The organism is Paenibacillus qinlingensis (genome assembly GCF_013204845.1).
Classification (GTDB): Bacteria; Bacillota; Bacilli; order Paenibacillales; family NBRC-103111; genus Paenibacillus_E; species Paenibacillus_E qinlingensis.
Map to the genome: position 1 here is coordinate 105,258 of NZ_JABMKY010000018.1, position 19,984 is coordinate 125,241.

Genomic DNA, 19,984 nt, shown 5'->3' on the forward strand with positions numbered 1-19,984 from the left:
CCTCCCTAATATTTGCAGCGTTCTACGATGACAGCAACGCCTTGCCCGCCGCCAACGCAAAGGGTAGCCAGACCATACTGTGAATTCCGGCGTGCCATTTCATAGAGAAGTGAGACCATCACTCTGGCTCCACTGGCTCCGATGGGATGTCCAAGTGCGATAGCGCCTCCGTTGACGTTCAGCTTACGGTCGTCTAGGTCAAAATGTTGGGCGAACAATAGCGCCTGAGAAGCGAAAGCTTCATTGACCTCGATCAAATCGATGTCGGACATGCTTAAGCCGGCTTTCATCAACGCTTTCTCCGTAGCTGGAATCGGTCCGATCCCCATGTAGGCCGGGTCAACGCCAACGACAGCGCAGGAGCGCACGACGGCCAAAGGACGCATGTCAGACAACGCTGCACGCGACCTGCTCATCATGAGCAACGCTGCCGCTCCGTCATTGATGCCAGACGAATTGCCAGCCGTCACTTTGCCTTCCGGTGTGAAGGCTGCTTTTAGGTTGGAGAGCCCCTCTAAGGTCGTGTCTGGACGCAGATATTCGTCGCGGTCGGCGTGAATGACGGTTCCTTTTCGTCCGGGTACGTCTAGTGCGACAATTTCATCATCGAAATTTCCTAGTGTCAATGCAGTCGCAGCTTTTCTCTGGCTGTTACAAGCAAACTGATCCAATTGTTCTCGCGTCAGATTGTACTTTTCGCATAAATTTTCCGCGGTGATTCCCATATGGTAATTGTGCTGTGCGCACCATAAGCCATCCTTGAGCAGGCTGTCTTGAAGCTTTTGATCTCCCATGACATAGCCGGAGCGTGTTCCTTGCAGCAGATGGGGGGCTTGACTCATATTTTCCATTCCACCAGCGACAATAACCTCGCACTCCCCGCTTTGGATGGAACGGTAGGCAATTTGGAGCGCCATGAGTCCGGATCCGCACACTTGATTTACGGTTGTCGCGGGAACATCGACGGGTATGCCCGCCTGCAGCGAAGCCTGCCGTGCCGGATTCTGTCCAAGCCCCGCTTGCAGAGCGTTGCCCATGAGGACTTCCTGCACGAGGGAAGAGTGGATCCCCGCACGGTGAATAACAGCCTGTATGGCAGACGCTCCGAGCTGCACGGCAGAGACATCTTTGAATATGCCGTTGAATTTCCCGATTGCTGTTCGGGCTGCGCTGACGATAACAACTTCATTTGCGCTCATGCTCTGTTCACTCCTTAAGTCTGGAAAATCGTTCCTTTATACCGATTGTAATGGAGTCGGATTTATGAGTAAAATACAGATATCGAATACAATTTATTCTAATTAGGAATATATAAATGAGGTGTGTCCATGGATTTTCAACAGATACGCTACTTCGCCGAAGTCGCCAAACAACAAAGTTTCTCGAAAGCGGCGCAGTTGCTCCATAGCTCGCAGCCATCGTTAAGCAAAGCGATTAAGAGCTTAGAAGACGAGCTTGGAGTCGTATTGTTCAATCGTACAACGCGGCATCTGCAACTGACGGATGATGGAGAAGTTGTTCTGAAATACGCCACTGCGACACTAGCAATGTCTCGGGATCTGCAGTTGTTATTAAACGAAGGGAAGGAATTGAAGAGAGGGAAATTATCCTTAGGGTTGCCGCCTGTTATTGGAGTCAGCTTTTTTCCCAAGATGATCGCGGACTTTCGAGGGGAGTATCCAGGTGTTCAGATCAGGCTAGTTGAAGAAGGAGGCAAAATCGTAGAGCAATTGGTGAAGGAAGCCAAACTTGATCTAGGTGTTGTCGTCTTGCCTGTAGATGAGCAAGAGTTCGAGGTGTTTCCTTTAGCTAAGCGACAGCTCTCGTTAGTCGTAAATTTGAATCACCCTCTCGCGGGGGAAAAGGTCATCCAGTTGTCGCAACTCAGGAATGAATCGTTCATCCTGTTCAAAGAAGGTTTTTCCCTATATGACCGAGTGAGAGAAGCATGCATACAAGAGGGGTTCGAGCCAACGATAGCCTACGAAAGCTCGCAATGGGATTTTATCGGGGAGATGGTTGGAGCGGGGTTGGGAATCGCCTTTCTTCCCGATACCGTATCAAGTAAGCTCGATTCGAAGTCAGTTACTACAATTCCATTGACGATCCCTGCAATTCGGTGGGATTTAGCTGCAATTTGGAGTAAACATCATTACCTTTCCCACGCAGCCAGAGGTTGGATTCAATTTATGAAAGAATGGGACTGAATAAACGATAACAATAAAGAGGCTTGTTCAAAAAGTCCATTCAGACTCTTCGAAACAGCCTCTTTTTGTTAATAACGGATGAGTTAATAAACCTGCCTCCCGCAATCTAAATGGATTTTCTCCATCTATTTGAAGCGGATTTCTTGAATTTGAAAGATTAACTGTATTTCCTGTAGTTATATTCCTTCGATTTGCCCGAATCTTCAAATGACATACAAATTCCATGTATTTTTTCCATCTAATCGCGAAAATACGTCAGATTCGAGCAAATTAGCTGTAGTTTATACATCTAAACACGAATCAGCAGTCACCTTACGCTCGCAAGCCTCAGACCACCCTCAAACCAGCTACAATTCTACGCCATATCCTTGTTTGCTTGTCTCAGGTTTGTCTTTTGGGACAGCCACTTAATCGATTTAACACGATAGGGTACCCTACCGCGCCCAAACCCGCAGCATATACCCACTAACCAACAGGGAGATACCACCCATTCCCTCGAGAATCACATCGGAATACCCCAAATACCACACACTCATTATCGCGGTTAACGCGAATAGCCATAACCCCAAATAAATAAGCGATCTGCCGAGCAGCAGCCCGACCTGAACGAACCCGATAGCGAGTAGGAATGCGCGTAAAATAGGAGCAAATAGCGGATTCACCGCACCGATCGCTTCCAATAAAGCCACGGCCGCGATCAGCATAGCCCCGGGCAGCACCAGGAATATCGGGCGCCCCCATCCAGTGCGTTCGGCATCCACATTGACCTGTGTTCCACCAGCCCCTAGGGACTTCCGCATCCCCCAAATCTGGATGAGGCTAGCCACTACGGCCGTGACAAATGCTGCTTGCTTGAGCCAATCCAAATCACGCCAGTACAGGGCGAAATCGACCGCAGCACTAAACACCCATTCAGCTCCCCAGATGAACAGGAGGGGAATTAGACCCTGGGCTTCGCGCAGCCAATCTTTTCTTTTATTTTCTAATTGTTGTTGCCCCGTTGTAGTCATATCAGCTTGCTTCGACGTTTGCATACATTCACCTCTAGTTTTATGTTCCGCACTTCTCGTATAATGGTACCATATCTATTCATCTATTATAACTTGAACGTGCCCCATAGAGAAGGAGAGCTCATGTACAGCGAAGAACAGAAGATGTATTTTTCCAAGAACCTCTTGGATTGGTACCACACACATAAACGAGATTTACCTTGGCGTAGAAGTAAGAACCCTTATTATATATGGATATCCGAAGTGATGCTGCAGCAAACACGTGTGGATACAGTGATTCCGTATTTCCATCGGTTTGTAGATCAATTTCCGACTGTCGAGGCATTAGCAACGGCGCCGGAAGAAAATGTACTGAAGGCTTGGGAAGGACTCGGCTACTACTCACGAGCGAGAAATTTACAATCAGCCGTCAGAGAAGTACATGAACGTTACGACGGTGTAGTCCCTGCGAATAAAGAGGATATCTCTGCACTCAAAGGTGTCGGACCGTACACATCGGGGGCGATCCTGAGCATCGCCTATAACAAGCTTGAGCCTGCGGTCGATGGCAATGTCATGCGCGTACTTTCGCGCTATTTTCTCATCGAAGAAGATATTATGAAGCCGTCGACGCGGACGATTATGGAGAAGCTCGCGCGCGAGCTCATTCTGGAAGGCACCGCGAGCGACTTCAACCAAGCTCTGATGGAGCTGGGAGCCATGGTGTGTACGCCGAGATCACCACACTGCTTGACGTGCCCTGTCATGGCACACTGTTCGGCGCGTGAAGCTGGCATGGAAGAAGCGCTGCCCATCAAAAAGAAAGCCAAACCGCCCCGTCCAGAACTTCGGGCAGTGGCTTTCATCGAAGGTACAGGTGAGCATGCAGGCAAATGGTTGATCAGACAGCGCCCGCAAGAGGGCCTGCTTGCCCGCATGTGGGAGCTACCGCATGTCGAGTGGGCGACTGCTGGATGGCAGTCCGATGAGGACAATATGTCCGAGCTTCGTAAGGCTCTTGCCGAGCAAGAGCAAATCAGTATACAACCGGATGAGTGGTTCATGGATACCGAGCATATTTTCAGTCATATTGTGTGGAAAATGAAGGTGTACCGCGCAAAGCTTGGTGACGCGAATCGTCCAAGTACGGGGGAAGAATGGATTCCGTTTCATTATCGTTGGGTAGGGCCGGAGGATCTGCAGAACTATGCGTTCCCCAATGTTTTTGTCCGAATCATCAAAGAATGGCAGGACCGCAACGAAGACTAGCTGCAAGCTTAACGAATCTCGGCTTTAATGCCTTCGATATTGATTAATGTGATGAGTTTTTTATCTATGAGAATAAGCTTATCATCAAGCAACTCCTGCAGTACCTTTGTGACGGATTCCCTCACCGTACCCACTAAGTTGGCAAGCTGCTGATGCGTTAGCTTTACATCAATAAGTAATCCGCTTGGCGTAGAGATACCGTGTTGCTCAGACAATCGAAGAATTGTTTTGATAATGCGTGAACGCACGCCAAGAAACGTCAAATCATAGATTTGATCATTGGCATGTCGTAATCGTTGCATCGTCGTTTCCAGGAGCTTTAGGCATAGCCTAGGGCTCTTTTCCATGAACGTAGTGAATGCGGTTCGACTAAGGACATACATCGTGCTGGCTGCCATGGTTTCTGCTGTTGCGGATCGGGTCATGCCATTACTGAGCAGTGACATCTCTCCGAAGAAATCTCCGTCCCGGAATAAAGCTAGTGTGACTTCTTTCGCCTCGTCCAGACGATATATTTTCACAACACCTGAATGGATTAAGTACAATTCCTCGCCAACTTCTCCTTCATTAAAAAGGATAGTCCCTTTCTTTACTTTCTTATCTGTAAAAAGTGGGGCAATCCCGACAAGATCTTCTTCCGAAAGCTCTTGAAAGAGGGGGATGTTATGAAGCAATGGAACAATGGATTTCAAGGGATTGTCACCTCGTTTCCTCATTATGGTATTTACTTCATGGTACAACGAGGCTCCATGCACGTAAAGGAAAATTGATAATCGGCACTTAATGGCATGAGAGTCCTCTTCCTGGAATATCAATGGGGAGAAGAAAGGAGTCGATGCTCAATGGAATGGTATGTCAAGGTGTTATCGAATTATGTGGGATTTTCAGGCAGAGCAAGACGGAAGGAATATTGGATGTTCGTTTTGTTCAATATTATTATTTCGATCGGGTTAGGTATTGTAGAGGCTATTATCGGGTTGGATCAAGTTCTGTCGGGCCTATATTCGCTATTTATCCTTTTACCTTCTCTAGCTGTAGCCTTTCGTAGATTGCATGATACGGGTAAAAGTGGGTGGTGGATACTGCTTGGCATCATTCCCTTGATTGGTTTCATCATTCTACTCGTGTTTTTCTGCCAAGATAGTGACGTGAATGATAATCAATATGGACCAAATCCGAAGGGATAGCTAATTGCGCATCGCTGTTTCCAAGAGCTTTAGGCATAGCCTAGGGCTCTTTTCCATTTTTACCAATACATTTAGGAGTCTTTTCAAGTACAATAGAAAAGCATTGTCAAAACTAAGCAATCTATTTGGAGGATTCAATGAAAAAAATAGCTTTATCCCTTCTCGCGACAGCAACACTAGGTATGGGGATCGGTATCGGTGCGTACGCACAATCGAATATCGAAACGATTCAAGCATTTATAAACCATGAAATCAAGTTCACTTTGAATGGACAAACTTGGGCACCGAAAGACCCAGATGGCAAGCAATTAAGCCCAATTATCTATGAAGGCTCATCCTATGTACCACTTAGAGCGGTCGGAGAGGTCTCGGGACTCAAAGTAAATTGGAATGATGCCACCAAAACAATCGAGTTGCAAGGTGCTGGCTCTGTTCCATCTGACGGAATACCATATAAGGATTCACAAAATTACGGTAACCAAACAGGGACGCCTTCGAGCAATGAGTCTGAACTGCAATTGCCGTCAGCTTCCAATGATTCAGAGACGACATATTCTACGTTTAATGTTCACACCGATACTTCAACGGCTGCCTACAAAGCCGATCAAGAGGAATCGGCAAGACGTAGTGGGATCGCTTTAACAGATTTGAAATATGAAAGAATTATCGGTACCAATGTTTTGAAAAGAGTGAACATCGATGCCAGTTTTAGAGACGAGAAATTGCATCCGCTTCTCAGAGATGGTGTCGAATATGCAAGAGGAATCAGTGCAATGCTGGATTCTAATGCCACGAGTGAGAAGATTGTTTACAACTTGGATGGGAAATACGCAGCCTTTAATACGCACTATGATGTTGATGATTACACGAAAAACTCCCCAGAAAAACCTCAAATTAAATTTTATGTGGATGGTCGATTAATCGCAACGGGCGGCGTGTACGTTGGGTCTGAGCAATTTGTTTTCTTTGACGTTACAGGCGTGAAGAAGCTAGAAATCAGCTTTGAGGTTGCTTCACCGAAATATGCAGCTGTTGCTGCCTTATACGCACCAAGATTATATAAAAATAGGTAATGAATAAAAAAAAGCGACCCTAAGGGTCGCTTTTCACGTATTACTTCGCTGCGTCGTAACGTTTGCCAACTTCGTTCCAGTTAACAACGTTCCAGAAAGCTGCGATGTAGTCAGGGCGTTTGTTTTGGTAGTTCAGGTAGTAAGCATGCTCCCAAACATCAAGACCAAGAACCGGCGTTTCGCCTTCCATGATCGGGCTGTCTTGGTTCGGCAAGCTGTATACTTTCAATTTACCAGCTTTGTCAACAGCTAGGAAAGCCCAGCCAGAGCCAAAACGTGTAGTTGCTGCTGCAGCGAAATCTGCTTTGAATTTATCAAATCCGCCAAGCTCGCTGTCAATCGCAGCTGCTAGAGCGCCAGTAGGTGCGCCGCCAGCTTCTGGTCCGATTGTTTCCCAGAATAGGGAGTGGTTAGCGTGTCCGCCACCATTGTTACGAACTGCTGTACGGATATCTTCAGGAAGGCTGTTAAGGTCAGCGATCAGGTCGTTAAGGGATTTGTCATGAAGAGCTGGATGCTTGTCCAAAGCTGCGTTCAAGTTAGTTACATAAGCGTTATGGTGACGATCGTGATGAATCTCCATAGTTTTTGCATCGATGTGCGGCTCAAGAGCCTCGTTTGCGTACGGAAGAGCTGGTAGTTGATGTGCCATTGAATAAATACCTCCTAAAAATTATGTAGTTTCAATTTCATTATGAAGGAACACAGCTAATAAAGCAACATTTGTGTTTACTAAGTCGGTAGTCCCTTAAATGCCGCGACGTTCCATTTCTCGTGTAATTTGATTGTGCATGGCTGTATCTTGCTCATGAAGGTAGGGAGATAAGTCGCTCATGGTCCGGTGGAGCTGAAGCAGCTCGATTTCCGTCCATTCCTCAGGTTTCTTGGTGCTAAGGAACTGGAAATCTGGAATAATACGGGGGTACTCGTGCGCCGTAAGTTCATGATCGAGTTCATTGTTGTTATCTGACATTGGTGTCACCTCTTTCTCATCGGAATATCCTCCTATAAGATGGTGTTTTTTCACGCATCTCATACATGCTTTACATGGTTTCACCCATATTCTTTATTTTCGTCTTCACAGTAACTTGTATTTCAGCCTCCGAGAAGGCATGACCCCAATCATCCTGCACGATCTCCCAAGCTTTGAATTGATAGCCACGCGCATAATCACCTAGACCAATGGGATCAATTTCATGCTTTTGCATGTTGGCAACGAGTGCGTTAGCTTTCATTTCTAACTGTTTATTTAACTCGCCTTCAAGCTTGGCGGCGTCATTCCTTACATCCACGCTGAAATATTTCTCGGTCAATTGAACGGGCATCGTTAGCTGGATATCAAAGTGAAATTTATTCTGAATATAGCTGACTTTAAGATCCCGTTGAACTTGTAAAGCATAGAAGCTGATCCCTCCTGTGTCGAAAAGGGAGTCACCTTTTTCCTCGGGAAGCACGAGAGTAAAAGAGAGAGAGCCCTGTTTATCGTTTTGTAGCATGAGTAATAGTTCACTTTCCGTGTGATCGATGGCGTAGGCGTACTTCCCTTTCTTATTTAACAACAGGGTACCCGTCGCTACGACATCCTCCGTATCCTTTCGCATGTTGGTTAAGTAAGGGGTTATGCCTTTATTAAACATTAATCGGTGGAGGTCAAATAGTGTGGTGACTTGCACTAAATTATGCATATGTGCCGTGTCGACGAGTTTGGCAATGTGCATGGATAATCTCCGTTTATTGCGAGGTGCGAATTTAATAATCTCCTCGACGGAGCCCTCGACGGCGATGACCCTTGCTGTTTCGGATGTTCGGGGGTCACGGTAAAAGGCATCCATCAGCTTAAACCAATCTGGATGAGCAAGAATTTGTTTGCCGATCAGCACATTTTGGACTTTTCCTGAACTAATAAGAGCAGAGACACGACCTTCAAATTCGTTTCGCCCATCTTTTAAGGTAATTCCCGTCACTTGCGTGACTTCATTTTTCTCCTTAGCTTCCTTGTTAAAAACAGGACTCGATGAATAAATAACAAGGTTATTTTCTTTATCTAAATCAAGCCCCACCATGAGTGAAAGTGTCACATTTTCCAAAGGCAGCTGATCATTGCAGCTCGACATGGCAATGATCAAGGCGAATATAGAGAAGAGAATAAGGCTTGTTCGCATGGGTTTCATGGGACAGCCCCCCGTGACATTCGTCGCGTGCCTGCTAGAATAACCCACAGAAGTAGAGGAATGACGAAAGCAATACCAATACCGATAGTTTGAATAAGATTACTTAATTGTAAACTTTGGTTCCAACCAGGCTTCCAAACCCATGTCACACCGATCATTGTGGTGAGGATGAGCAGGATATGAAGCCGAGGTTGCCCCTTGATGCCAAGCTGCTGCGTGCATATGACTGTCGCATAGAGCATGGGCATCCAGGTTCTCATGATAATGAGTAAGTAAAAAGAGAGGATGAGAATATCGAACCGTTCTAGAAAGCGAAATTCAATGATTTTGAACATAGACATGAGTGTATTATGATATTGCGTAATTTCATCCGGACTAAAATTTATAAAAGCAAGCAAAGTAAACAACATGTAAACACTAAAGGTAATCAAATTTGCAAGAATGATACCGAGGGAGGCAGATTTCTTTTTTTCCAAGTAGGGATAAAGAAAGAAAGCAATCTCAAATCCTGTAAACGATAAAATCGTGGACTTAACAGTTTGGAAGATGGGGATCCAGCCATGTTTCAGGACAGGAAGCAGATAAATCCAATGGGCGTGTTTGAATAAATGGATGGCGGCCATTAGGAATCCGACAAACAAGAATAGTAACATTTCCGAATAGCGGCCAATGATGCGAAATCCACCTCTAGTGATCATATAAGCAGGAAGTAGGAATAGCAGCATGAGGACAGATGTGCTGGTTTGCTGCATAATCCAATTCTGAATGAGCAGGCTCATGCGATTATAGATGAGAAAGATAAACAGGAGGAAGTACACGGCAAATACAATCATGCCTACTTTACCAACCCATTTACCGAAGTAGTGATGGAGTAAATCGATGATCGTACCGGTGCCGGTGGGGTGCCGTTTCATCACTTGAATGATAATGAGACTACTGGCTGTAGAAGCGAGCCATCCAATGATTAAGACAATCCATCCGTCAGTACCGCAGCCTTTGGCGAGGTCGCCAGGTAAAGGGATCAAGCCAACACCCAGTTGAACACTATGAATAATCAAAATGTACTGAAACAGTGTAATCTGATTGCCTTTAGCTATATTCAAGAAGAATCATCTCCTTTCTGTTTGGCCTCACCATATCGACGCTTCTGGAGAGAACGAATGCTTTGGGGGCGATGGATCATATTTTTGAGTGGCAATCGTATGAAGACATCCTTCCAGTCCTTTATCCGCACTGGCGCAATAGGCGTACTGTAGGGTTCTCCGAGAGACTGTAAGCTAATGATATGAGCGATGATGACCATGACACCTGCCATCATCCCTATAACACCATACATGGAGGCGATCGTCATCATCGGAAAACGGATTAAACGAACAGAAGCCGCCATGTCGTAATTCGGGAGAATGAAGGAAGCGACCGCTGTAGAGGCGACGACAACGACCATGAGATTGCTTACAATGCCCGCTTGAACCGCTGCTTGACCGATGACAATCCCTCCGACAATTCCCACTGTTTGACCAACTGGCGCAGGTAACCGTATACCTGCTTCTCTCAGCATTTCGAGCATGATTTCCATGATTAGCGCCTCTATAAAAGGCGGATAGGGGACGGCTGAACGAAACTCACCGATGGACAAAATCAAATCCAAGGGAATCAGTTCATGGTTAAATGAGATACACGCAATATAAAACGCGGGAAGAAATGCAGCGATGATACAAGCGAAGAAACGAAGCAGTCGAAAGAAGGTGGCAACTGGCCAACGTGTGCTGTAATCGTCAATGCCTTGGAAGAAGGCTGCAATCCCAACTGGCGCGATCAATACGCTGGAGGAGCGGTCCACGACGACACAGTATCTCCCTTGCAACAGTTGAGAGGCAGCCGTATCTGGGCGTTCAGTAGTGATCATCTGAGGAAACAAGGAAAAAGGATTATCTTCAATTAACTCCGCAAGCTCACCTGTATTTAGAATGCAGTCGATTTGTAAGTTCGTGATACGTCGCTCTAATTCATGGCGTATTTCTGGAAGCGCTACATCTTCTAAATACAAGATGGATACTTTGCTTTTCGTCCGATTTCCGACAAAAAATTCTTTGATTTTCAGCTCTCGACTGGAGAGGTATCGACGAATTAATGCAATATTTTGACTGCCTGTTTCTATAAAACCTTGATGAGCGCCTTTAAGAGAGGCTTCGATCTGTGAATCCGTAATGCCTCGTTGCGGCCAGCCTTGTGTTTCTAATGAGAAGGCATGAGCTTGCCCATCGATGAAAAGAACGCTATAGCCTCTCAAAATGGCATTTTCTACGGCTTCCCAAACAGGGAGGTTTTTGAGGTCTCCTAAAGCGACAGGCAATTCATCTCTGCCATCCGTAGTCGTGTAAAACATGAGCTGGTGAAGGACGTTATTATTGATAGAGTTTTTATCCACGAGCCCATCTAAATAGGTCAGGGCTGCTGGCGCTCCAGTTTGTTTATACGTGAAGGTACGGACGATCAAATCGGGTGTGTCGCTGAAAATCGTGGCGAGTTGATCTAGATTTTCGGAAAGGCTTGTGGAAATTTCGACGATATCGGATGATGGCGGTTCCTGTTGATCGTTGGAGTTGTCCTCTAGCATCCGATGTGCTGCTTTAAATAAACGGCGGATCAGTTCCATGTTCAACCATCCCATAAATTCTCAATTTCACGATACTGTCTTTCATTGTTCCATGGCACACGCTATTTTATGCGTCTTAAAGGCTAGATCACAACGAATCGCTTGGAGGTAGAAAGAACTAGAATAATCAGTGAAAAATGGAGGTTACGAGTTTGAAAACGCTTGCATTTAAGCGCTTTCAAGAGATATATCGAAAAAAACAAAGTTTTTTGTGAATTTCACCACATTTTCAGCAGGATTTCGTGTTTTTTTGTCGTATTTACTTCTTTACCAGAAAATTAATCTCTACAAATTAATATGGAATTGGGAGAGAACCGTATGCATGTTCGTTCATTTCAACTTGGTGATACCTCTTCGGTTAAAGAACTTCTAGAAGACGTTCTGTCGGAAACCTGCTACGAGGAGACGATTGAAGCCTTCGCTCGTCAGCTTTCGTGGGACACGGAGCTTGTTTTAATCGCTCAAGAAGAAGAGCAAGTCGTAGGCATGATTATCGGCACGATTGATAACAACAATGGCTACTACTATAGGATCGCAGTCGCAACAGCATATCAACGTAAGGGTATCGGCAAAGCTTTGATCGAGGCAATGAAGCAGCGGTTTCTCGGGCGGAATGTTAAGAAAATTATGGTAACGGTAGATGTGCACAATGAAATGGTGCTGCCTGTGTATGAGTCTGCTGGTTACAGTTCAGATGATTTTTCCAGAGCTGCTCATCGACTTAGCATTGTGAAAAAAGTAAGCGTCTAGTCTTCACTTGTTACTGGTAGGGAAATAAATAAGTTTGCTTCGAGGGAGCATATCTGTGCCGCCATTGCAATTGGGGGTCAGATATGCTTTTCTAGTATAATAAGGTGACGTTTCGGCAGCAATTGACAGAGGAGCATGGAACATGGATAATTTCACGCCGTATGTGATTAAAAGCTTTAAACACGACGGGCATCTACATCGCATGTGGTTGACCAATTGGCGGGTTCCTTCAAGTATGCTCCATGAAGAGCATCGGAAACAGGGCATGCTTGTGTTCATCAATAGTCAGACTAAGATTCAAGAAGCAGATGGCAAGGAGTGGGTTAGCCGCATTCCCGGGGTTTCTTTTTTTATTCCGAAAATGTGGTTTAATATCGTTGCGCTCATGGAGGAGACAGGGGTACGGTATTACTGTAATGTGGCCTCTCCTTTATATGTGAATCAGCACATCTTAACATATATCGATTATGACTTGGATGTTATTCGGTTGCCAGACCGAACGGTACATATTGTGGATCAAGATGAATACGAGCGTCATAAGCTCGGCTACCATTACTCGTCCCTTGTCGAAACGAAGGTCAAGGAGGGACTTGCAGCGCTGCTGGCGTTAGTGAATGAGGATAAGCCTCCTTTTCAGGATGACATGGTGACCTATTATTATGAGCAATGGGAAAAGTATAAGAGCGGAGGCGGTTGAGTGAGCTTCTTTGTAGGGCGAGAAGATTCGAAAAGGCAAGTTTCTGCACAAGGGTATGTCCATGAATCGAAAAGCTTCACGCACGAGCTGTGGGACTGGACGAAATCCATTCTCGTAGCTCTTCTTGTTGTTATCATTGTTCATCAATTTGGTTTCAATCTATCTACGGTGCGCGGTCACTCGATGGATCCGACGCTTCGAGAAGGTGAGTGGCTCTTCGTGAACAAAGCCATCACCTACTTGAAAGCACCTAGTCGTGGTGAAATCGTTATTCTCGAGGAGCCTGAGAGGTTAGCGTTACCTCAGCACCCTTTGTTGGTCAAAAGGGTCATCGCAATCGCAGGTGATGAGGTGCAGGGCCGCCAAGGGGCTCTTTATGTCAATGGGGATAAAGTTACCGAGCCTTATGCGGATACACCAATCGAGGATGGCGATTTCGGTCCGACAGAAGTCGGACCAGGTCAGATCTTCGTAATGGGCGATAATCGGCATCAGGCAGCAAGTGCAGACAGCCGTATGTTCGGGGTCATACCGATCAGTCTCGTACAAGGACGGGCTGAGTTTGTGTTATGGCCGTTCGATATGGCGGGAAAGCTATAAATACGTGTTCAAAAGGTCCGGTTTTCAGCACCGGAAGTTCCGCCTGAATTCAATATTCGATGTCGAGTATGCTTCTTGGACTGCTTCGTGATCAAAATTGGACTTGAGAGAGGTGTGCAGATTGGCGGTTTCCATGACAGACAGAACAGACTGGCGTAAGTTACAACAAGAGATCGTGGAAGCCGCTCCCTCTCTTGGTATTGATAAGATCGGCTTCACTTCGGCGGAGCCGTTTCACGCCTTGAAAGACATCCTTCTCCGCCACAGGGAGAAGGGCTTCGAGTCCGGCTTCGAGGAGCCGGACATCGAGAAGCGGGTACATCCCGAGCTGACCTTCGACGCGCCACGGTCGATCATCTCGATCGCCGTCGCGTACCCGTCGAAGCTTTCGAACCCGCCCCGATCCGAGCCTGGGGCGTATCGGGGCATGATCTCGCGCTCCTCGTGGGGGAGCGACTACCACGACGTGCTTCGCGATCGGCTCGCGAAGCTGGAAGCCTTTATCGCCGAGCGCGTGCCGGAGGCGAGACTGATGAGCATGGTCGACACCGGAGTCCTCGTCGACCGCGCCGTTGCCGAACGTGCCGGCATCGGCTGGAGCGGCAAAAACTGCGCCGTCATCACCCCCGAATGGGGGTCGTGGGTGTATTTGGGCGAAATGATCACGAACATCCCGTTCGAATCCGATATAGGTATTATGGACCAATGCGGGGACTGCACGATTTGCATCGATGCCTGTCCAACAGGGGCGCTAGTCGGCCCAGGGCAGCTCAATTCGAGCCGCTGCATCTCGTTCATCACACAGACCAAAGGGTATGTGGATGATGAATACAAACGCAAGATCGGCAATCGACTCTACGGCTGTGATACCTGCCAGGTCGTCTGCCCGAAGAACAAGGGGATGAACTGGACGCATCATCCCGAGCTTACGCCTGACCCGGAGAAGGTCAAGCCGCTGCTCATTCCCTTGCTCACGATGTCGAACAAGGAGTTCAAAGAGCAGTACGGGCGCATTGCGGCTTCCTGGCGCGGCAAAAAGCCCATTCAGCGCAACGCAATCATCGCGCTCGGCAATTTCAAGGACCGCACAGCGGTGCCGGTCCTTCAGGATTTGTTGCGGAACGATCCTCGCCCGGAAATCCGGGCTACCGCAGCGTGGGCGCTGGGGCGCATTGGCGGCGAGGAAGCATTCGCCGCTTTAACTAAAGCTGCTGCGGCTGAGCAAGAGCCGCAGGTGAAGACGGACATCGAGAAAGCCATAGCTGTACAGAACAGTCAAGCCGTGGCCATACAGGAGGAGTAAGATGAAACAGCCGCAAGAAACAGTCTTGCTCACCTATACCGAGATTGACTCGCCCATCGGTCCCCTCGTGCTTGTGGCATCCCCACAAGGCCTCTGCAAGGTCGAATTCGGTACCTTTGAGAAGAATCGAGAACAACGTGAGGGGTGGGCAGGTCGTTGGTATGGGGCGTTTGAGCTAAGCGAAAATGCAGAGCAGCTAGCGCACGTAGCTGACCAGTTAACGCAGTATTTTAAGAGAGAACGAGAGAGCTTCGATGGGGAGCTGGATCTACAAGGAACGGATTTCCAGAAGCGTGTATGGCTGGCTTTGCAAACGATCCCTTATGGGGAGACAGCTTCCTATAAACATATAGCGGAAGCGATCGGCTCACCTAAAGCTGTTCGAGCGGTAGGGGGAGCGAACAATCAGAATCCCATTCCTGTCATCATCCCATGTCATCGGATTATTGGAGCGAACGGCGATCTTGTAGGTTATGGCGGGGGCCTTCCGACCAAAGTCCACTTATTAGATTTGGAACAACGAACATTGCTCTCCTAGAAGTTCATCAACTACAACATGTGGAGTGAATCCTATGAAATATGTGCATTTGGATTCGGTGGAGTCTGGTCAATACCTGGGACGTACGATATATGCCAGTAATGGGGCTATTTTGCTTTCGGAGAATGTGCAGCTAACCGTGTTTATGATTAACACGCTGAATCGAATTGGCGTGACGATGATTTATATCAAAGACCCGAATCTGGAAGATGTAGAAATCCCAGAAATCCTGTCGGATGAAACGAAGCGGCTTGTCATGACACAGATGGGACAGACGTTCGCTTCTATTCAATCAGGGAAAGATTTCAACACACGCAACGTCAGCATGTCCATCAACACACTGTTAGATGAGATTATGAAAAATCGTGATGTCCTTGTCCAGTTGAATGATATTCGGACACAGGACAATCAGATGTATATCCATGCCATGAACGTCTGCATGATGGCTGTGCTCATCGGGATGAATATGGGTATGAATGCGACCCAATTGAAGGATCTCGCTATGGGGGCGCTGCTGCATGATATTGGAAAAGTTGAGCTGCTCACAGATGACGAATCAGAGGATCCGCGGCGACACCATACGTGGCGCGGGTTTGAGCTATTGAAGAATAAGCGTGAATTCAATCTGCTCATTGCACATGTTGCCTTTCAGCATCATGAGGCACTGAATGGAGAAGGCGTTCCGAGAGGCATCACGGGCGATGATATTCATCTCTATGCCAAAATAACAGCCGTCGCCAATATGTACGACAACTTACTCTTTGATATGTCTGCAGGACGCCGCAAGCTGCCTCATGAAGCCTGTGAATACATGCTGGCATTGGCGGAAACGAAGCTGGATCGCGATGTGTTGATTCAATTTTTGAAAATTGTTTCGATTTATCCGACAGGCACTTCGGTGCGGTTGACGAATCGGGAGACTGGCGTAGTCGTTGGTCAGCATCGAGGACTTCCAACGCGTCCGATTATTCGAATTGTGAAGCAAGATGCCGCAGATAAAGTGCTGGATATCAAAGAGATTGATCTGGCGAAAGAAACAACTTTATTCATTGAACAAGTTCTTTAATTTGTAAACCGTGGAACAGAAATGATATGATAGAACAAGCATTCTATTCTAAATTTGTACAAGCAGGGGGCACAGGTTATGTGGAGTTATTTAATTCCCATTCTCACATTGATTGCAGGTTTGGTTGGCGGTTTCTTTATTGGTGTATTCTATTTAAAGAGACAGCTGGAATCCATGCAAAACAATCCTGAAATGCTAGCCAAAATGGCGAAGCAAATGGGCTACAACATGAATAAGCAACAATTGAATAAAGCACAACAAATGATGAAGAATCAAAATTTTAACCAAAAGCGGAAATAAGAAATAGGGTGGAGTGATAGAGAAGATGGCATCCATCGATTATAAAAATGGATTAGTCGCAGAAAATCGCGAGCAGATTGAAAGCCATGTTCGTGAAATTTTGCGACTGATTGGTGAAGACGTGGATCGGGAAGGTCTATTGGATACGCCAGCTCGTGTAACGCGTATGTATGAAGAAATTTTTGCAGGGTATGCCGCAGATCCTCGTGAAGTACTTGGTGTTACTTTTGATGAGCAGCATGAAGAGCTTGTTATCATCAAAGATATCATTTACTACAGCCAGTGTGAGCACCATATGGCGCCTTTCTTTGGCAAAGTCCACGTTGGTTACTTGCCGAGCGGTAAAGTGGCTGGTCTCAGCAAATTTGCTCGTTTAGTTGATGTTGTTACACGCAAGCTGCAGGTGCAAGAACGTATTACCTCTGAGATTGCTGACATCCTGTTCGATGTGCTTAAACCGCATGGCGTCATGGTTGTCGTTGAAGGCGAGCATATGTGCATGTGCGCAAGAGGCGTGAAGAAATACGGCAGTCAAACCGTAACATCTGCTGTGCGCGGCTCCTTCCGTAAGGATGCGACATTGCGTTCGGAATTTCTATCTTTATTAAAATAATAAGAGCACCGGGGAATGTGCACGAAGACAATGGTCTTGTGCATCATTCCCTTTTTTCAGTTGTGCACGAAGTTAGGCTTGTTGGGGCATGGAGAATATAGTATTCTTTTAAGTTAATAATCCTTCTGCATCAGGGGGTCGAATGGTGACTATCGTACATGCTCTCGCATAAACTGATAGCAGTGTGAGGAAACGCCCCAGGAGCAGGACACAGGTGAGATCGGCGCCCAAAAGCGCTAGAGGGCTAGAGGAGGCAAGCATATGAACAACATACGGAAATATCGGCCTGGTGAGGCAGCTTCCTCGAAATGGAGTGAAGAACGGGATGAATTTGAACGGGATTATGCAAGGTTGATTCAGTCACCAACTTTTCGGCGTCTGCAGGGTAAATCTCAGGTGTTCGGGGCCGGCTCGGGAGATTACTATCGGACTCGTCTGACGCACTCCTTGGAGGTTGCACAGATTGCGCGAGAAGTGGCGAAGCGTTTAGAGCGGACGAATCCCTTTTTGAGCAAAAGAGAACATCCAGGCCTGATCATCGATCCGACTGTGGTCGAGTGTGCATCTATTGCGCATGACTTCGGTCACCCGCCGTTTGGACATAAGGGCGAAGAGGTGCTCAACCATATCCTCATGAAGGATCACGGCTTGAAATATGAAGGCAATGCGCAAAACTTCCGGATCCTCATGTTTCTGGAAAAACGAGCGGGCAGCGAGAGCGGTCTAGATCTGACGGCAGCCGTGCTTCTTGGTATCAACAAGTATCCTTTTTTGATCGAGGAAGAGGGGCGTCTCAAGGGTGTCTATGGGGCAGAGTGGGATGTTATTCAGGAGTTGCGTGACATTTGGAAAATGCCTGTCGGTTGTTCCACATTGGAAGCGCAATTGATGGACTTATGCGATGATATTGCGTATTCTACGCACGATATCGAGGATGGCATTCGTGCAGGCAAAATTCAAATGAACGCTACCTTTTTTGAAGATCAACGCTTGATTCGCCATCTCGTTATGGAGATATTAAATGATCCCAATCAGCATAAATTCGGCTGGGAGCAAGTTGATATCGAGCAGATGGTGCGTCGCGTGTTGCACGATTATTTGGAGCAATGGGAGCTCATATTTGCAGAATGCAACCGCGAGGAATCACGGACGCGCAGAGAGATGAAAGCGCGCTGGGTCAGCTCATTCGCGAGCCGTCTCGATATTATCGATGACACGGAACGCGGCTGGAAGAAGGTCGCCCTCGTCAAAGACGGCGCTGAAGATATGGATCTGCTGCGGACGATGGAAATCCTCAAGAAGCTGGCGTGGGTTACGCTGATCAAGGATTTCCGGGTCCTGCGCCTGCAAAAGCGCAGCGAAATCATCGTCGAGCGTCTCTGGGACAGCTTCATCGAAAAGGATAAAGGGCAATGGATCATCCCGCCCGACTGGATCGATAGCTACGAGCGGCGCAGCGTCAACAGCAACTGGAGTTGGCCGCGCTTCGTCGCGGACTATATCTCGGGCATGACCGACGCGTATGCCGAGAAGGTATACGCGGAGCTGTTTGCGAGCAAATCGGGCTCGATTTACGAGATGGATTGAGTGGGGCGTGCCCACTCAAGTTCTGTCTGCTTGTAGATGCGAGCGGCTGCTGGTAGCTACAAGTAACCACAAGCACCAGCAGTAACTGACAAGTAACCAACCACCTCGCCACCTCTCTTCCAGCAACTAGCCGCCGCCAGAGCACAAATAGATGGATTTTATACAGCTAATCTATCTAGTTTTCCTCATTTAGGAAGAATAGATGGATTTCCTGTAGCTAATTTGATGGTTTTAAGGGGAATTAGGGGAAACCGCGATATTTAGCTGTACTTTTTCCATTTAAATTCAAAAATCAACGAAATATGACAAAAATAGCTGTAGGTTTTCCAGTTAAGTTGTTGTTGTAGGCATACATGAGGCACCTGGATCGAAGCGCATACGGTGTCTAATGCACAAGAGAACAGTGAGTCCAGGGTCTAAGTAAGGACCTAAGTAACTAGCTACTTTCACTTACCTTAACCCACCAGTAGCCGCTTATCACTTACCAGAAACCGTAACCCACCAGCAGCCGCTTATCACTTACCAGAAACCGTAACCCACCAGTAGCCGCTTATCACTTACCAGAAACCGTAACCCACCAGCAGCCGCTTATCACTTACCAGAAACCGTAACCCACCAGTAGCCTTATCACTTACCAGAAACCGTAACCCACCCAGCAGTCGCTTATCACTTACCACAAACCGTAACCCACCAGCAGGCGCTTATCACTTACCAGAAACCGTAACCCACCAGTAGCCACTTGTCACTTAAAACAAATCGTAACCCAGCAGCAGTCGCTTTTCACTTAAAACAAATCGTAACCCACCAGCAGTCGCTTTTCACCCAGTACAACTCAGCATTCATTAGCAAAATCCATCACCCCCGCCGCGTGCAAATAGCTGGATTTAGTACAGCTAATCTAGCTAGTTTTTCACATTTAGGAAGTTTAGATGGATTTCCTGTAGTTAATTTAGCGGTTTTAAGGGGAATATGCGGAAA

Annotated in this window: 21 protein-coding genes; 13 read left to right on the top strand and 8 right to left on the bottom strand. The window is 47.0% G+C overall.

Annotated elements, in window-relative coordinates:
• Positions 1 to 5: 5 nt before the first annotated feature.
• Positions 6 to 1,199, bottom strand: a complete 1,194-nt coding sequence (locus tag HQN88_RS26510; protein WP_173118197.1) for an acetyl-CoA C-acetyltransferase — start codon at positions 1,197 to 1,199, stop codon at positions 6 to 8.
• 129 nt (positions 1,200 to 1,328) lie between these two features.
• Between HQN88_RS26510 and HQN88_RS26515 the strand changes: the two genes are divergently transcribed.
• Entirely contained in the window at positions 1,329 to 2,207 is an 879-nt protein-coding gene (locus HQN88_RS26515; RefSeq protein WP_173118199.1) for a LysR family transcriptional regulator, read from the top strand.
• A gap of 434 nt (positions 2,208 to 2,641) precedes the next feature.
• Here the strand turns inward: HQN88_RS26515 and HQN88_RS26520 are convergent, their stop codons facing one another.
• Positions 2,642 to 3,241, bottom strand: a complete 600-nt coding sequence (locus tag HQN88_RS26520) for a hypothetical protein (protein ID WP_246320472.1) — start codon at positions 3,239 to 3,241, stop codon at positions 2,642 to 2,644.
• A 99-nt stretch (positions 3,242 to 3,340) separates the two neighbouring features.
• Between HQN88_RS26520 and mutY the strand changes: the two genes are divergently transcribed.
• Entirely contained in the window at positions 3,341 to 4,465 is a 1,125-nt protein-coding gene (mutY, locus tag HQN88_RS26525) for an A/G-specific adenine glycosylase (RefSeq protein ID WP_173118201.1), read from the top strand.
• 8 nt (positions 4,466 to 4,473) lie between these two features.
• Here mutY and HQN88_RS26530 read toward each other — a convergent pair whose 3' ends face one another.
• The gene (locus HQN88_RS26530; RefSeq protein WP_173118203.1) at positions 4,474 to 5,157 is read right to left on the bottom strand and encodes a Crp/Fnr family transcriptional regulator; all 684 of its coding nucleotides are present in this window, start codon (positions 5,155 to 5,157) and stop codon (positions 4,474 to 4,476) included.
• Positions 5,158 to 5,307: 150 nt separating this feature from the next.
• Between HQN88_RS26530 and HQN88_RS26535 the strand changes: the two genes are divergently transcribed.
• The gene (locus tag HQN88_RS26535; RefSeq protein ID WP_056617522.1) at positions 5,308 to 5,652 is read left to right on the top strand and encodes a DUF805 domain-containing protein; all 345 of its coding nucleotides are present in this window, start codon (positions 5,308 to 5,310) and stop codon (positions 5,650 to 5,652) included.
• 137 nt (positions 5,653 to 5,789) lie between these two features.
• Complete coding sequence (locus tag HQN88_RS26540) at positions 5,790 to 6,725, top strand: NPCBM/NEW2 domain-containing protein (RefSeq protein ID WP_173118205.1); 936 nt, start codon at positions 5,790 to 5,792, stop codon at positions 6,723 to 6,725.
• Between the two features lie 40 nt (positions 6,726 to 6,765).
• On the opposite strand, the gene HQN88_RS26545 is transcribed toward HQN88_RS26540, so the two are convergent.
• The 5 genes from HQN88_RS26545 to HQN88_RS26565 form a co-directional block, all read right to left on the bottom strand.
• A complete protein-coding gene (locus HQN88_RS26545) occupies positions 6,766 to 7,377 on the bottom strand; it encodes a superoxide dismutase (RefSeq protein ID WP_028555379.1) in 612 nt (203 codons plus the stop codon).
• A 96-nt stretch (positions 7,378 to 7,473) separates the two neighbouring features.
• The gene (locus HQN88_RS26550) at positions 7,474 to 7,698 is read right to left on the bottom strand and encodes a hypothetical protein (protein ID WP_173118028.1); all 225 of its coding nucleotides are present in this window, start codon (positions 7,696 to 7,698) and stop codon (positions 7,474 to 7,476) included.
• Positions 7,699 to 7,768: 70 nt separating this feature from the next.
• On the bottom strand, positions 7,769 to 8,896 hold the full coding sequence (locus HQN88_RS26555) for a Ger(x)C family spore germination protein (RefSeq protein WP_173118207.1): 1,128 nt from the start codon (positions 8,894 to 8,896) through the stop codon (positions 7,769 to 7,771).
• Positions 8,893 to 9,999, bottom strand: coding sequence for a GerAB/ArcD/ProY family transporter (locus HQN88_RS26560; RefSeq protein WP_173118209.1), 1,107 nt, complete (start codon positions 9,997 to 9,999; stop codon positions 8,893 to 8,895). Before HQN88_RS26560 ends, HQN88_RS26555 begins: the two co-directional genes overlap by 4 nt.
• Positions 9,996 to 11,552, bottom strand: a complete 1,557-nt coding sequence (locus tag HQN88_RS26565) for a spore germination protein (RefSeq protein WP_246320473.1) — start codon at positions 11,550 to 11,552, stop codon at positions 9,996 to 9,998. Before HQN88_RS26565 ends, HQN88_RS26560 begins: the two co-directional genes overlap by 4 nt.
• A 318-nt stretch (positions 11,553 to 11,870) precedes the next feature.
• Between HQN88_RS26565 and HQN88_RS26570 the strand changes: the two genes are divergently transcribed.
• The 9 genes from HQN88_RS26570 to HQN88_RS26610 all read left to right on the top strand — a co-directional run bounded on the left by HQN88_RS26570 (position 11,871) and on the right by HQN88_RS26610 (position 19,006).
• Positions 11,871 to 12,302, top strand: a complete 432-nt coding sequence (locus HQN88_RS26570; protein WP_157256964.1) for a GNAT family N-acetyltransferase — start codon at positions 11,871 to 11,873, stop codon at positions 12,300 to 12,302.
• 142 nt (positions 12,303 to 12,444) lie between these two features.
• Entirely contained in the window at positions 12,445 to 12,999 is a 555-nt protein-coding gene (locus HQN88_RS26575; protein ID WP_173118211.1) for a DUF402 domain-containing protein, read from the top strand.
• Entirely contained in the window at positions 13,000 to 13,599 is a 600-nt protein-coding gene (gene lepB, locus HQN88_RS26580) for a signal peptidase I (protein ID WP_173118212.1), read from the top strand. It abuts the gene before it with no gap.
• Between the two features lie 133 nt (positions 13,600 to 13,732).
• Positions 13,733 to 14,902, top strand: a complete 1,170-nt coding sequence (gene queG / locus HQN88_RS26585) for a tRNA epoxyqueuosine(34) reductase QueG (RefSeq protein ID WP_173118276.1) — start codon at positions 13,733 to 13,735, stop codon at positions 14,900 to 14,902.
• Between the two features lies 1 nt (position 14,903).
• Positions 14,904 to 15,440: a methylated-DNA--[protein]-cysteine S-methyltransferase gene (locus HQN88_RS26590; RefSeq protein ID WP_246320474.1), complete on the top strand. Its 537-nt coding sequence runs from the start codon at positions 14,904 to 14,906 to the stop codon at positions 15,438 to 15,440.
• Between the two features lie 34 nt (positions 15,441 to 15,474).
• Positions 15,475 to 16,506: an HD-GYP domain-containing protein gene (locus tag HQN88_RS26595; protein WP_173118213.1), complete on the top strand. Its 1,032-nt coding sequence runs from the start codon at positions 15,475 to 15,477 to the stop codon at positions 16,504 to 16,506.
• A gap of 78 nt (positions 16,507 to 16,584) precedes the next feature.
• Positions 16,585 to 16,806 (top strand): YneF family protein, encoded by a 222-nt coding sequence (locus tag HQN88_RS26600; RefSeq protein WP_056617548.1) that lies wholly within the window; start codon positions 16,585 to 16,587, stop codon positions 16,804 to 16,806.
• Between the two features lie 25 nt (positions 16,807 to 16,831).
• Positions 16,832 to 17,419 carry a GTP cyclohydrolase I FolE gene (folE, locus tag HQN88_RS26605; protein ID WP_173118214.1) on the top strand — a complete coding sequence of 196 codons (588 nt, stop codon included), beginning with the start codon at positions 16,832 to 16,834 and terminating at the stop codon, positions 17,417 to 17,419.
• Positions 17,420 to 17,680: 261 nt separating this feature from the next.
• A complete protein-coding gene (locus tag HQN88_RS26610; protein WP_173118215.1) occupies positions 17,681 to 19,006 on the top strand; it encodes a deoxyguanosinetriphosphate triphosphohydrolase family protein in 1,326 nt (441 codons plus the stop codon).
• Positions 19,007 to 19,984 lie beyond the last annotated feature (978 nt).

Coding starts and splice junctions, on each gene's coding strand:
- HQN88_RS26510 (WP_173118197.1), bottom strand. CDS start 1,199: ATGAGCGCAAATGAAGTTGTTATCGTCAGCGCAGCCCGAACAGCAATC.
- HQN88_RS26515 (WP_173118199.1), top strand. CDS start 1,329: ATGGATTTTCAACAGATACGCTACTTCGCCGAAGTCGCCAAACAACAA.
- HQN88_RS26520 (WP_246320472.1), bottom strand. CDS start 3,241: ATGCAAACGTCGAAGCAAGCTGATATGACTACAACGGGGCAACAACAA.
- mutY (WP_173118201.1), top strand. CDS start 3,341: ATGTACAGCGAAGAACAGAAGATGTATTTTTCCAAGAACCTCTTGGAT.
- HQN88_RS26535 (WP_056617522.1), top strand. CDS start 5,308: ATGGAATGGTATGTCAAGGTGTTATCGAATTATGTGGGATTTTCAGGC.
- HQN88_RS26540 (WP_173118205.1), top strand. CDS start 5,790: ATGAAAAAAATAGCTTTATCCCTTCTCGCGACAGCAACACTAGGTATG.
- HQN88_RS26545 (WP_028555379.1), bottom strand. CDS start 7,377: ATGGCACATCAACTACCAGCTCTTCCGTACGCAAACGAGGCTCTTGAG.
- HQN88_RS26550 (WP_173118028.1), bottom strand. CDS start 7,698: ATGTCAGATAACAACAATGAACTCGATCATGAACTTACGGCGCACGAG.
- HQN88_RS26555 (WP_173118207.1), bottom strand. CDS start 8,896: ATGAAACCCATGCGAACAAGCCTTATTCTCTTCTCTATATTCGCCTTG.
- HQN88_RS26565 (WP_246320473.1), bottom strand. CDS start 11,552: ATGGAACTGATCCGCCGTTTATTTAAAGCAGCACATCGGATGCTAGAG.
- HQN88_RS26570 (WP_157256964.1), top strand. CDS start 11,871: ATGCATGTTCGTTCATTTCAACTTGGTGATACCTCTTCGGTTAAAGAA.
- HQN88_RS26575 (WP_173118211.1), top strand. CDS start 12,445: ATGGATAATTTCACGCCGTATGTGATTAAAAGCTTTAAACACGACGGG.
- queG (WP_173118276.1), top strand. CDS start 13,733: ATGACAGACAGAACAGACTGGCGTAAGTTACAACAAGAGATCGTGGAA.
- HQN88_RS26590 (WP_246320474.1), top strand. CDS start 14,904: ATGAAACAGCCGCAAGAAACAGTCTTGCTCACCTATACCGAGATTGAC.
- HQN88_RS26595 (WP_173118213.1), top strand. CDS start 15,475: ATGAAATATGTGCATTTGGATTCGGTGGAGTCTGGTCAATACCTGGGA.
- HQN88_RS26600 (WP_056617548.1), top strand. CDS start 16,585: ATGTGGAGTTATTTAATTCCCATTCTCACATTGATTGCAGGTTTGGTT.
- folE (WP_173118214.1), top strand. CDS start 16,832: ATGGCATCCATCGATTATAAAAATGGATTAGTCGCAGAAAATCGCGAG.
- HQN88_RS26610 (WP_173118215.1), top strand. CDS start 17,681: ATGAACAACATACGGAAATATCGGCCTGGTGAGGCAGCTTCCTCGAAA.